Genomic DNA, 11,856 nt, shown 5'->3' on the forward strand with positions numbered 1-11,856 from the left:
TTTTATAAAAATACGAACTTCGCAATGAAAATCGCGCACAACACCCACAGGCTGACGGAAATCTCGCGGTACTTGCCGGTGCCGGCCTTCAGCGCCACATAGGTGATGAACCCCAGCGCAATGCCGTCGGCGACCGAAAACGTCAGCGGCATCATGATCGCGGTGACGATCGCCGGAATGCTGTCGGTGGCTTCATCCCAGTTGATATGCGCCATGCTCGCCATCATCAGCATTGCCACGTAGATCAGCGCGCCGGCGGTGGCGTAGGCGGGAATCATGCCGGCCAGCGGCGCGAAGAACATCGCCGCCACAAACAGCACGCCCACCGTTACCGCCGTCAGCCCGGTACGGCCACCGGCTGCCACACCGGCGGCGCTTTCCACGTAGCTGGTCACGGGCGGTACGCCGACCATGGCGCCGAATACACTGGAGGCACTGTCGGCCTTCAGCGCGCGGGACAGGTTGTCGATCTTGCCATCGGCGTTCACCAGGCCCGCACGTTGCGCAACGCCCATCAGTGTACCTGCGGTGTCGAACATGTGTACAAAAAGAAAGGCAAATACCACGCTGATCATGCTCACATTGAACACACCCATCACGTCCATGGCCATCCAGGTCGGCGCCAGGCTCGGTGGGGTGGAGAGAATGCCGTTGTAATGCACCAGGCCCAGGCCCCAGCCGGCCAACGTGACGGCGATGATGCTGATGAGGATCGCGCCGAACACGCGGTGATAGCTGAGAATGGCGATCAGCAGGAAACACACCGCCGCCAGCAGCGGCGCGGGCTCGTGCAGGGAGCCGAGCTTGATCAGGGTCGCCGGGCTGTCGACGATGATCCCGGCGGTTTTCAGACCGATCACGCCGAGGAACAGGCCTACCCCAGCGCCCATGGCGTGGCGCAGGCTCACGGGAATACTGTTGAGCAGCCATTCACGGATGCGCGACAGGGTCAGGATCATGAACAGCACGCCGGAGATAAACACCGCACCGAGGGCGGTCTCCCAGTGGTAGCCCATGGTGCCAACCACGGTGTAGGTGAAAAACGCGTTCAGGCCCATGCCCGGTGCCAGGCCCACCGGCCAGTTGGCGTACAGGCCCATCAACAGGCAGCCCAGCGCGGCGGCGATGCAGGTGGCGACGAACGCCGCACCATGGTCGATGCCCGCATCGGCCATGATGTTGGGGTTGACGAAGATGATGTAGGCCATGGTGATGAAAGTGGTAAGGCCGGCGATCAGCTCGGTCTTCACTGTGGTGCCATGCAAGCGCAGTTTGAACAGGCGTTCGAGCCAGCCGTGGTGCGGCGGGCTGAGGTCCAGGGTGGGGGCTTCGGTTTTGCGGCTATCCACAGCGCGTACTCCTCAATCGTTTTATTGTTATTTCCAGCGCCGGTCACATGAGTGGGCAGCAGCGCTTTGAGGTACCGGCGAGTTTTGTTGACTGATAGGTCAGGAACTCGCACGAAGCGAATTATGCTTTTGTATACAAATAAAGCAAATAATGTTTTCGATTATCTGCGCAGAAAGGGATGAAAGGCCGTCCACCACGGCAGTCGGACGGATTTATTCTGCGCAGCGCCTTGAAACAAACCGTGGATAGCCGCACTTTGTGGGCGCAGGCGTTCGTTTCGGGCGCGTCAAGCGGCATAAGGGGAGCCCATGTACAAGGTTTATGGCGATTACAAATCGGGCAACTGCTACAAGATCAAATTGATGCTCAACCTGTTGGGCATCCCGTACCAATGGATCGATATCGATATTCTCAAGGGCGACACCCAGACCCCTGAGTTCCTGGCGAAGAACCCCAACGGCAAGATTCCGGTGCTGGAGCTTGAAGATGGCACCTGCCTGTGGGAGTCCAACGCGATCCTCAACTTTCTCGCCGATGGCAGCGACTTCCTGCCCAGCGAGCCGCGCTTGCGTACCCAAGTGTTGCAGTGGCAGTTCTTCGAGCAATACAGCCACGAACCGTATATTGCCGTGGCGCGGTTTATCCAGTTTTACCTGAACATGCCGCAGGATCGTCTTGAGGAATACAAGACGAGCCACAAGGGCGGTTACAAGGCGTTGAGGGTGATGGAGCGCCAGCTGCAAGCCACGCCGTATCTGGTGGGCGAGCACTATTCGATTGCCGATATCGCGTTGTATGCCTACACCCATGTGGCCCATGAAGGCGGGTTTGATCTGGCGCCGTATCCGGCGGTGCAGGCGTGGCTGCAGCGGGTGGCCAGTCATCCTCGGCATGTCCCGATGCTGGACTGATCATGCAATCAAAAGGTGGGGGCAAGCCCTGATGTAGGAGCGAGCTTGCTCGCGAAAAACGTCAACGATAACGCGTGCTTCCTGAATGAACGCGGTGCCTGTGAGTTTTTCGCGAGCAAGCTCGCTCCTACAGAGGGTGGTGATCGCTAAGCCCTCTGCGACCATTTAGCTCAATGGCGAGTCAGATAACTCTTTATTTAGCAGGTCAAAGCAGCGCTGTGCTGCCGGGCTTAACGCCATCCCACTGCGAGTGATCAACCCGATCTCCCGGTTCACTCCAGGATGATCGATCGTGATCCGCTGCAACCCCTCCAGGCTGTCCGCCGCCGACTCCGGCAGCACACTGATCCCCAACCCTTGGCGCACCAACGCCAATACCGTCGACATGTAGTTGGCTTCCATGCCCGCGTTCAGCGTCAGTCGTGTCTGGTCGAACAGCGCGTCTACTTGCTCGCGCACGCTGCTGTCGCGTCCGGTCAGGATGATCGGTTGGTCTGCCAATTGCGCCAGGGTCAGTGACCGATAGCGCGTCAGTCCATGGTTCAATGGCACAAACGCGCACAGCCGGTCATTCAACACCGGCACGAAGTCCAGGCCATGACTCAGGCGCGCACTCACGCCGATGCCGAAATCCACCTCGCCGGAACGCACCTGGGCATGAATGCGATGGGCCACCAGGTCATGCAGGCGCACTTCAATCCCGGCGAAGCGCTCGCGAAACAAGCGCAACACCGGCGGCAGGCTGCCGGCGCACACCGAGGGCAGGGCGGCGAGGGTGACCACACCCCGGCGCAGGGCGGCGAGGTCACGCGAGCCGGTGACGATGTTGTCCAGGTCCAGCAGCAATTTTTCCATGGGGCCACGCGCCTCCTGGCCGGCGGCGGTGATGCTCACGTGGCGCGGGCTGCGGTCGAGCAGGGCGACGCCCAGCCAGTCTTCCAGTTGTTGCACCTGCACGGTGAGGGCTGACGGAGACAGATGCAGCTCGTTGGCGGCCTTGGTGAAACTGCCGGTACGGGCGACAGCGAGGAAGGCCTGGATGTGCTGGATGCTATTTTTCATGAGGTCACTTCGTTTTGTTTTTCCGAACGTGCTATGCCGAATATTCCAATTTACAAAGACTAACCCGCTTCCAATACTCCAGGGAAAACAATAACCGGCCACCAAGGCCGCTCTGGAGTACCCCATGCTTGCAACCCTGGGCGTCATTACCATCCTCTGCCTGCTCGCCGCTGTAATGAGCAAGCGTCTCTCGCCCCTGGTGGCCCTGATTGCCTTGCCGATCATCGCCGCGTTGATCGGTGGGTTCGGCCTGCAAACCAGCGGGTTCATCATCACTGGCATCAAGAACGTCGCCCCGGTCGTTGGCATGTTTGTGTTTGCGATCCTGTTCTTCGGGATCATGACCGACGCCGGCATGCTCGACCCGATCATTGATCGCATCCTGCGCACGGTCGGCACGCGTCCTACACGGATTGTCGTCGGCACCGCGACCCTGGCGCTGCTGGTGCACCTGGACGGCTCCGGCGCGGTGACCTTTCTGGTGACGGTGCCGGCGATGTTGCCGTTGTACACCCGGCTGGGCATCGACAAGCGCATCCTGGCCTGCGTCTGTGCGATGGCCGCCGGGGTCAACTTCCTGCCGTGGACCGGGCCCGTGCTGCGCTCGTCCGCGGCGTTGCATGTGCCGGTGGCGGACCTGTTCCAACCGCTGATCCCGGTGCAGATCGTCGGGCTGATCTTTGTGTTCGCCTGCGCCTGGTGGCTGGGTCATCGGGAAGAAAAACGCCTGGGCCTGGGCGCCGGTTCCAGCGTCGACGCGGTGCCGCAACGGGTGCTCAGTGACGACGATATCAAGCTGCGCCGTCCACGGCTGTTCTGGGTCAACCTGATGCTCACTCTGCTGGTGATGGTGGTGATGATCGCCGGCTGGGTCGACCCGGTGGTGATGTTCATGCTCGGCACCGTCGTCGCGTTGTGCATCAACTACCCCAATGTCGACGCCCAGCGCGCGCGTATCGACGCCCATGCCAAAACCGCCCTGACCATGGCCAGCATCCTGCTCGCCGCCGGCGTGTTCACCGGCATCATGCAAGGCACCGGCATGCTCAAGGCGATTGCCGAAGTGGCGGTGGCGCAGATTCCCGCCGGCCATGGCAAGTTGATCCCGCCGGTGGTCGGCTTTATTTCCATGCCGTTGAGCATGTTGTTCGATCCCGATTCCTACTATTTCGGCGTGATGCCGGTGATCGCCGAAGTCGGCAAGGCGCTGGGCGTCGACCCGCTGCAAGTGGCCCAGGCCTCACTGCTGGGCGTGCACACCACCGGTTTCCCGGTCAGCCCGTTGACCCCCGCGACCTTCCTGCTGGTGGGTCTGTGCAAGATCGAACTGGCCGATCACCAGCGCTTCACCATTCCTTTTCTGTTTGCCGCGTCGGTGCTGATGACCCTGACCGCGCTGCTTTTGGGCGTTATCTAAGAGGAGTTATCTGAGATGAAAATTTTGCGCATCGGCGCCGGCGCCGGCTACTCCGGTGACCGTATCGAACCCGCCGTGGAACTGGCCGAACAGGGCGACCTGGATTACCTGGTGTTCGAATGCCTGGCCGAACGCACCATTGCCCTGGCGCAACAGGCGCGTATCAGCGATCCGGCAGGCGGCTACGACCCCTTGTTGAGTGAGCGCATGCAGCGGGTGCTGCCCTTCGTCGGGCGGCAACCGGGCCGCCGTCGTCTGCGCGTGATCACCAACATGGGCGCGGCCAACCCGGTGTCGGCCGCCGCCGAAGTGCGGCGCATTGCCGGTGAACTGGGGGTGAACCTCAAGGTGGTGGCCGTGGTGGGCGACGACGTGTTGCAGGCGTTGCGGCCCGAGCAGTGGCTGGACAACGGCCAGACCGTGGGCGCACTGGGTGAACGGCTGGTTTCGGCGAATGCCTACCTGGGCGTGGAGGGCATCCTTGAGGCCCTGCGCGCTGACGCCGATGTAGTGATTACGGGGCGTGTGGCCGACCCGTCATTGTTTCTCGCGCCGCAGATGTTTGAATTCGGCTGGGCCGCCGACGATTGGCAGCGCCTGGGCAGGGGCACCCTGGTCGGGCATTTGCTCGAGTGTGCGGGGCAGGTCAGCGGTGGTTATTTCGCCGACCCAGGCCGCAAGGATGTGGATGACCTGGCACGCCTGGGCTTTCCATTGGCCGAGGTCGACGCCGACGGACATGCCTTGATCACCAAGGTGGCGGGCTCCAGTGGACAGGTCAGCCGCGCCACCTGCAGCGAGCAATTGATCTACGAAGTGCACGACCCGCAAGCGTATCTGACCCCGGATGTCACGGCCGACTTTTCACGGGTGGGCTTTGTCGAGGAGGGCATTGATCGGGTGCGTGCCCAGGGTGCCGACGGTCGTGCCCGGCCTGAACAGCTGAAGGTCAGCGTCGGTTATCTGGACGGCTGGATCGGTGAGGGGCAGATGTCCTACGGCGGTCCGGGCGCTGTCGCACGGGCGCAATTGGCGCGGGATGTAGTGCTCAAGCGTCTGGAACTGACCGGCGTGAAGATGCAGGACGTACGCGCCGAGTTGATCGGCATGGACTCATTGCACGGGCCGCGCAGCCTCGTTGAGCCCTGGGAGGTGCGCCTGCGCGTCGCTGCTCGTTGCGAGGCGCGCGCTGACGCCGTGCGCGTCGGTAACGAAGTGGAAACCCTCTACACCAACGGCCCGGCCGGCGGTGGGGGAGCGAGCAAGAGCGTGCGCCAGGTGGTGGCGGTGGCGTCGTTGTTATTGCCCCGTGGCGACGTCAAACCGAGGATTGAAGGATGAAACTGCACACGCTGGCCCATTCCCGCACCGGGGACAAGGGCGACACGTCGAACATCTCGATCATTGCGTATCGCGCCGAAGACTATCCGTGGCTGTGCGAACAACTGACGGCCGAGCACGTGGCCGAGTTCTTTGCCGATTTGCTGGAGCCCGGCGCTGCGCCGGTCCGGCGTTATGAACTGCCCAATGTGCAGGCGCTGAATTTTGTGTTGCCGGGCATCCTGCGCGGCGGCGTGACCCGCTCGCTGGCGCTGGATGCCCATGGCAAATGTCTTGGGTCGGCGTTGCTGGACCTGGAGTTGCCAGCAGCGAACTGAATGTGGGAGGGGCTTGCCCTAATGCCAGTCAGTTAGCGCAGATTCCCTGTGGGAGGGGGCTTGCCCCCGATAGCGGTGGGTCAACCAACATCAGTGTTTGCTGGGCCGACGTCATCGGGGGCAAGCCCCCTCCCACAATGGATCTGCGCAGGTTTGTCAGATCGCGGCGAAGCGCTTGTCCAGGTAATCAATGATCACCTTTGAGTCATACATCCAGGTAGTCTGGCCGTTGTCTTCGATGCGCAGACACGGCACCTTGATCTTGCCGCCTTGCTCCAGCAGAGTCTGGCGATCCTGCGCATTGTTTTTCGCGTCCTTGAGCGCCACCGGCACATTCAGGCGATGCAGGGTACGACGGGTCTTCACACAGAACGGGCAGGCATGGAACTGATACAGGGTCAGGCCTTTGGCCGCTTCATTCACCTGCGCCTGTTGTTCGGCGGGCCGCTGCTTTTTGCGCGGACGGGTCAGGAAGTCGCCGGCGATGATGATCTGGCCGAGGCCTACTCGAAGTGCTTTGACGAACATGGCTGAAAGCCTCTTGCCCATGGAGAAGGGGTCGCAGCTTACCTGAATTTTACGGACGAAAAAAAACCGGCGATGAACGCCGGCCTTTTCCTGCACAGCCGTTTACTTGATCAGGCTGAGAAATTCGCTGCGGGTGGCCGCGTTTTCACGGAACTCACCGAGCATCACCGATGTAATCATCGACGAATTCTGTTTTTCCACACCGCGCATCATCATGCACATGTGCTTGGCCTCGATCACCACCGCCACGCCGAGGGCGCCGGTCACTTCCAGCACCGCATCAGCGATCTGGCGGCTGAGGTTTTCCTGGATCTGCAGGCGACGCGCATACATATCGACGATCCGCGCGACCTTCGACAGGCCCAGCACTTTGCCGCTCGGGATGTACGCCACGTGGGCCTTGCCAATAAACGGCAGCAGGTGGTGTTCGCACAGCGAGTACAACTCGATGTCCTTGACCAGCACCATTTCGCTGTTGTCGGAGCTGAACAAGGCGCCATTGGTGACTTCTTCGAGCGTCTGTTCATAACCGCGGCAGAGGTACTGCATTGCCTTGGCGGCACGCTTTGGCGTGTCGAGCAGACCCTCGCGGGAGACGTCCTCGCCGAGTTGGCCGAGAATCGCGGTGTAGTTTTGTTCCAATGTCACAGGACTGTTTCCGTATGGGTTTCAGAGCGGTACGGTGTATGCCTGTACCAATATGAAGCGTTATTACCGCGCGGATATCGCAGTGTGCGCTGGTGATTGGCGCACATAGTAGCGTAGGTACGGCGACAGGTGTATTCCCGCACGAAGCCGATGTTAAAGTCGGCCTCCAGTGAGGAGTATGTGATGACGCCACGGGAACGAAGTATCGCAGAGCGTGCCGTTGGCTTCGCCAAGGCGAATCGCACACGAATTGCCAGGGATTTGGCCTGCTTGACTCGCTATCCCGGTGAAGAATATCCCGTCTCGGTTTTTATGGCGGGTTCTCCTGGCGCCGGTAAGACTGAGGTCTCGAAGTCCTTTGTCAATCTGATGGAGGCGCATGGGGCCAAAACGCTTCGTATCGACCCTGACGACTTCAGGGATTATTTTCCTGAGTATAACGGTGCGAATTCGAGCCTGTTTCAGCGCGGCGTAACCATTATGGTGGAGCGGGCCATCGACCTCGTTTATCAGCAGCGACAGTCATTTCTTCTGGATGGGACTCTCGCGAATCTCGACGTTGCGCGAAAAAACATCCAGCGTGCGCTCGGCAAGAAACACCGCTCAGTGCAAATCATGTATGTGTATCAAAAGCCGGAGCTGGCATGGGAATTTGTGCTTGCACGGGAAGCCGTTGAAGGCAGGAACATCCCTTGCGTGGAATTCGTTCGCCAGTTCTATGCATCCAAGGCGACGGTGTGCCAATTGAAGCGCGAGTTTCTGGAAAAAATCCAGGTCGATGTGATTCTCAAGAATACTGATGGGAACGACGCCGAGATTGGCATCGACCTTTCAACTGACGAAATTGACGAACTGGTCAGGCAGCCCTACCATCCTGAACAACTTGAGCAAATATTGACCGGAGTAGCCTCATGAAAGGCGAAATTACGGACGCAATAGAAAAATATCCTTCCACAACCATGTCCGACTTTTTCCGAAGCTGTTCGGTAGAGGAGAGGCGGGCGGTCTATCGAAGCGCAGCCAATACTGCAATCACGATGCAAAAAGCCGTCATCTCACTGGCAAGAGAGAAAAAAGCTAGAGAGTTCGCCGGCGAATAAAAGCCCCGTCCTCCTGATTGACAGCCCAGCCTGAGTGCTGGGCTTTTTATTGGTTACTCGTCGCGCCCCTCCATCATGGTGCGCTTGAGCATCACATACACCGCGCCGGCCCCGCCGTGGCGGGCCTGGCAGGAGGTAAAGCCGAGCACCTGGGTGTACTGGCGCAGCCAGGTGTTGACGTGGCTCTTGATCATCGGCCGCTTGCCGTCCAGCCGCACGGCCTTGCCGTGGGTGACTCGCACGCAGCGGATTTCGAACTTGGTGGCTTCGGCGAGGAAGGCCCATAGGGTTTCCCGCGCTTTTTCCACGGTCATGCCGTGCAGGTCGAGGCTGCCCTCGAACGGGATCTGGCCGGCCTTGAGCTTGCGCATCTGGCTTTCCTGCACCCCATCGCGGGCCCACATCAATTCATCTTCGGGGCCGACGTCGATCACGAACTGATCCGACAAGCCATCCACGGTGGTGGCATCGGTGCGCACGGTGGCGGCCTGGCGCAGCTTGGCGATTTGCGCCCGGTCAGCCTTGGGTTTGCCGGTGTCGGCGCGGTCGTGCTTGATCGGCTTGACGCCGCGCAGCTCGTTCTTGAACAGGGAAAAGTCGTCGTCTTGCATGTCAGCCTCCGCGAAGGGCGGGCAGTTTACCTAAATCGCGGCGGCTGCGGCGCGTCGAATACTATCCAAGCGCCATTAGTCGTGCTTTTTCATCAGGTGCGAGGCGATATTCAACGACAACGGCTGGCGCATTTTCCGACGGCTGCGGCGCCAGAGCCATACCCCCAACCACAGCACCAACAGGCCGATCCCCAGCAGGATCGCTGAACCGCCAGGGCTGGCATTCAGCTCGCCGAGTGCCGGCGAATGCCCAAACAGACCGGCGCCACCAGCGCCAGCCAACAGCAGACCTACGATCGCCAGCAGCGCGGCAATGCCCGCCACCAGGCGCAGACGCCAATTGCTCGGGCCCTTGGGGCGCAAGCGACGAGCATCAAAACCATCGGATATCTTCATTCCGACCTTTCCTCCAGGGTATCGGCCCTTCGACCGGAAGATACACAGGTTGTTCCTGTGCCCGGGGCAAATGCGCGAAATGAGCAGGCCTTGCGGATGAGCGGGGCAATGAACATGGGCACACCGCTCATCACAGAGACGATCAGATCAGATCTTTGGTCAACGCCAGGGTCGCGAAGTTGTCGGCCATGATGGCCATTTCGGTTTGCTGCACATGTTCGGCACTGAGCACGCCACCTTTGCAGGGCAAGTCGCGTGTCGCGCAGGCATCTTCCACCAGGGTGCAGCGAAAGCCGAGGTTCTTGGCGGCACGTACCGTGGTGCTGACGCTTGAATGACTCATGAATCCGCAGACGATCAGGTCCAGCGAACCCAGGTCCTGCAGGTGTTTCTCCAGGCCGGTGCCGTGAAAGGCGCTGGGCAGCAGCTTGCCGATAATGGTTTCGTCGCCTTCAGGCTCAAGGCCAGGGATGAATTCGCCGCGCTCGCCTTGCGGATCGAACAGGCCGCCGACGGTGCCCAGGTGGCGCACATGCACGATCGGGCGTCCGGCGTTGCGCGCAGCGGTCACCAGTTGCTTGATGTTGCCGACCGCCGCGTCCATGCCCGAGAGGGCGAGTGGGCCGCTGAGGTATTCCTTCTGGGCGTCGATGATCACGAGGGTCGCATGGGCAAGGTTGGCAGCTGCGTAACCACGACCGCTGATTTGAAACATCGTCTTTGGAACGGACATTCTGGGGCTCCTGTCAGGGGGGCTTTTGCGCCATTGTCCACTGGCTGAGCGGTTCTGTGAATCGCTACCAGCGTAAGGTACGCCGTTGCTGGCGTGCAGCCATGTCAAGGGGGTGGCTTGTTTAAGTCATTAGGGTGGATTTGGATGAAATCCGACATGCGGCAGCGGTATTTCGTACATCGTCGGTACAGATGAACGCTGTTAGAATCGCCAGTCGTTTTTTCCAGGAGTCTGCCCCGTGATCACTTCCCGCCTGCGCACTTTGCGCGACCATATCCGTTGGGCTGTCAGCCGTTTCCATGGGGAAGACCTGTTTTTTGGCCACGGCACCGACAATGCCTGGGACGAAGCCCGGCAACTGGTGCTCGGCGCCCTGCATCTGCCATGGGAAATTGCCGACAGCTACCTGGACTGCAATTTGGAAGAAGAGGAAATTTCCCATGTGCAGCGTTTGCTGCATCGGCGCATCCATGACCGCGTGCCCACGGCCTACTTGCTCAAGGAGGCCTGGTTCTGCGGCATGTCGTTTATCGTTGACGAGCGCGTGCTGATTCCGCGCTCACCGATTGGCGAGTTGATCGAAAACCGCTTCGAACCCTGGCTGGCCCAGCCGCCGGCGCGCATTCTCGACTTGTGCACCGGCTCCGGTTGCATCGGCATCGCCTGTGCCTACGAATTCCCCGAGGCCGAGGTGGTGCTGGGTGACTTGTCCTTCGAAGCCCTCGAAGTGGCCAACCAGAACATCGAGCGCCACGGCGTCGATGAGCGCGTCTATACCGTGCAGGGCGACGGCTTTGACGGGCTGCCGGGTCAGCGCTTCGATCTGATTGTGTCCAATCCGCCGTATGTGGACGCCGAAGACTTCGCCGATATGCCGGATGAATACCAGCACGAACCTGAGCTGGGCCTGGCTTGCGGTGACGACGGCTTGAACCTGGTACGGCGGATGCTGGCCCAAGCGGCGGACCACCTGGCCGAGAAGGGTTTGCTGATCGTTGAAGTGGGCAACAGCCAAGTGCATGTTGAAGCGCTGTACCCGGAAGTGGATTTCGCCTGGCTGGACTTCCAGCGCGGGGGGCATGGGGTGTTCATGCTCACGGCTGAGCAGTGCCGGGCGCATCAGGCAATCTTCGCCGCCCGCGTTTAACTCGGTCAATGTGGGAGGGGGCTTGCCTCCGATGGCGGCCTCAGAGCCGACCAGGATTTTGTGTCGATCCTGGCCCAACTGTGGGAGGGGGCTTGCTCCCGATGGCGGCCTCAGAGCCGACCAGGATTTTGTGTCGATCCTGGCCCAACTGTGGGAGGGGGCTTGCCCCCGATGGCGGCCTCTGGGCCGACCAGGATGTTGGATCAGATCGAGTACATATCCGTTTCTGCGGTAACGGCCACTTAGGGTTCCGCCCTGACGGCGGCTCACTTTTGAAAAGCGCAAAAGTAAGCAA

At 60.6% G+C, this 11,856-nt stretch carries 14 protein-coding genes; 7 read left to right on the forward strand and 7 right to left on the reverse strand.

What is annotated here, in order from left to right:
* Positions 1-2: 2 nt before the first annotated feature.
* Complete coding sequence (locus J1G34_RS24165) at positions 3-1,349, reverse strand: NCS2 family permease (RefSeq protein WP_065894007.1); 1,347 nt, start codon at positions 1,347-1,349, stop codon at positions 3-5.
* A gap of 309 nt (positions 1,350-1,658) precedes the next feature.
* On the opposite strand from J1G34_RS24165, the gene J1G34_RS24170 reads away from it, so the two are divergent.
* Entirely contained in the window at positions 1,659-2,261 is a 603-nt protein-coding gene (locus tag J1G34_RS24170) for a glutathione S-transferase family protein (protein ID WP_065898425.1), read from the forward strand.
* A gap of 165 nt (positions 2,262-2,426) precedes the next feature.
* Here the strand turns inward: J1G34_RS24170 and J1G34_RS24175 are convergent, their stop codons facing one another.
* The gene (locus J1G34_RS24175; protein WP_065894008.1) at positions 2,427-3,323 is read right to left on the reverse strand and encodes a LysR family transcriptional regulator; all 897 of its coding nucleotides are present in this window, start codon (positions 3,321-3,323) and stop codon (positions 2,427-2,429) included.
* A 124-nt stretch (positions 3,324-3,447) separates the two neighbouring features.
* On the opposite strand from J1G34_RS24175, the gene J1G34_RS24180 reads away from it, so the two are divergent.
* Genes J1G34_RS24180 through J1G34_RS24190 form a run of 3 tightly spaced genes read left to right on the forward strand, consistent with a single transcriptional unit; the run spans position 3,448 to position 6,398 of the window.
* Positions 3,448-4,740 (forward strand): CitMHS family transporter, encoded by a 1,293-nt coding sequence (locus J1G34_RS24180; RefSeq protein WP_222994735.1) that lies wholly within the window; start codon positions 3,448-3,450, stop codon positions 4,738-4,740.
* A 15-nt stretch (positions 4,741-4,755) separates the two neighbouring features.
* On the forward strand, positions 4,756-6,081 hold the full coding sequence (locus J1G34_RS24185) for an acyclic terpene utilization AtuA family protein (RefSeq protein WP_222994736.1): 1,326 nt from the start codon (positions 4,756-4,758) through the stop codon (positions 6,079-6,081).
* Complete coding sequence (locus J1G34_RS24190; RefSeq protein ID WP_065898427.1) at positions 6,078-6,398, forward strand: AtuA-related protein; 321 nt, start codon at positions 6,078-6,080, stop codon at positions 6,396-6,398. Before J1G34_RS24185 ends, J1G34_RS24190 begins: the two co-directional genes overlap by 4 nt.
* 156 nt (positions 6,399-6,554) lie before the next feature.
* Here J1G34_RS24190 and J1G34_RS24195 read toward each other — a convergent pair whose 3' ends face one another.
* Positions 6,555-6,926, reverse strand: a complete 372-nt coding sequence (locus J1G34_RS24195) for a glutathione S-transferase N-terminal domain-containing protein (protein WP_065894011.1) — start codon at positions 6,924-6,926, stop codon at positions 6,555-6,557.
* Between the two features lie 102 nt (positions 6,927-7,028).
* Positions 7,029-7,574 (reverse strand): GTP cyclohydrolase I FolE, encoded by a 546-nt coding sequence (gene folE / locus J1G34_RS24200; RefSeq protein ID WP_065887958.1) that lies wholly within the window; start codon positions 7,572-7,574, stop codon positions 7,029-7,031.
* A gap of 183 nt (positions 7,575-7,757) precedes the next feature.
* On the opposite strand from folE, the gene J1G34_RS24205 reads away from it, so the two are divergent.
* Both J1G34_RS24205 and J1G34_RS24210 read left to right on the forward strand, forming a co-directional pair.
* Positions 7,758-8,489, forward strand: coding sequence for a zeta toxin family protein (locus J1G34_RS24205; protein WP_065894012.1), 732 nt, complete (start codon positions 7,758-7,760; stop codon positions 8,487-8,489).
* Entirely contained in the window at positions 8,486-8,674 is a 189-nt protein-coding gene (locus J1G34_RS24210) for a hypothetical protein (RefSeq protein WP_065887959.1), read from the forward strand. Before J1G34_RS24205 ends, J1G34_RS24210 begins: the two co-directional genes overlap by 4 nt.
* A gap of 53 nt (positions 8,675-8,727) precedes the next feature.
* Here the strand turns inward: J1G34_RS24210 and J1G34_RS24215 are convergent, their stop codons facing one another.
* The 3 genes from J1G34_RS24215 to J1G34_RS24225 all read right to left on the reverse strand — a co-directional run bounded on the left by J1G34_RS24215 (position 8,728) and on the right by J1G34_RS24225 (position 10,414).
* Positions 8,728-9,285 carry a Smr/MutS family protein gene (locus J1G34_RS24215; RefSeq protein ID WP_222994737.1) on the reverse strand — a complete coding sequence of 186 codons (558 nt, stop codon included), beginning with the start codon at positions 9,283-9,285 and terminating at the stop codon, positions 8,728-8,730.
* Positions 9,286-9,360: 75 nt separating this feature from the next.
* A complete protein-coding gene (locus tag J1G34_RS24220) occupies positions 9,361-9,681 on the reverse strand; it encodes a hypothetical protein (RefSeq protein WP_065887960.1) in 321 nt (106 codons plus the stop codon).
* Between the two features lie 142 nt (positions 9,682-9,823).
* On the reverse strand, positions 9,824-10,414 hold the full coding sequence (locus tag J1G34_RS24225; RefSeq protein ID WP_065894014.1) for a cysteine hydrolase family protein: 591 nt from the start codon (positions 10,412-10,414) through the stop codon (positions 9,824-9,826).
* Between the two features lie 238 nt (positions 10,415-10,652).
* Between J1G34_RS24225 and prmB the strand changes: the two genes are divergently transcribed.
* Complete coding sequence (gene prmB / locus J1G34_RS24230) at positions 10,653-11,561, forward strand: 50S ribosomal protein L3 N(5)-glutamine methyltransferase (protein WP_065887962.1); 909 nt, start codon at positions 10,653-10,655, stop codon at positions 11,559-11,561.
* Positions 11,562-11,856 lie beyond the last annotated feature (295 nt).

This window comes from Pseudomonas sp. Wu6 (assembly GCF_019891515.1).
Taxonomy (GTDB): Bacteria; Pseudomonadota; Gammaproteobacteria; order Pseudomonadales; family Pseudomonadaceae; genus Aquipseudomonas; species Aquipseudomonas orientalis_A.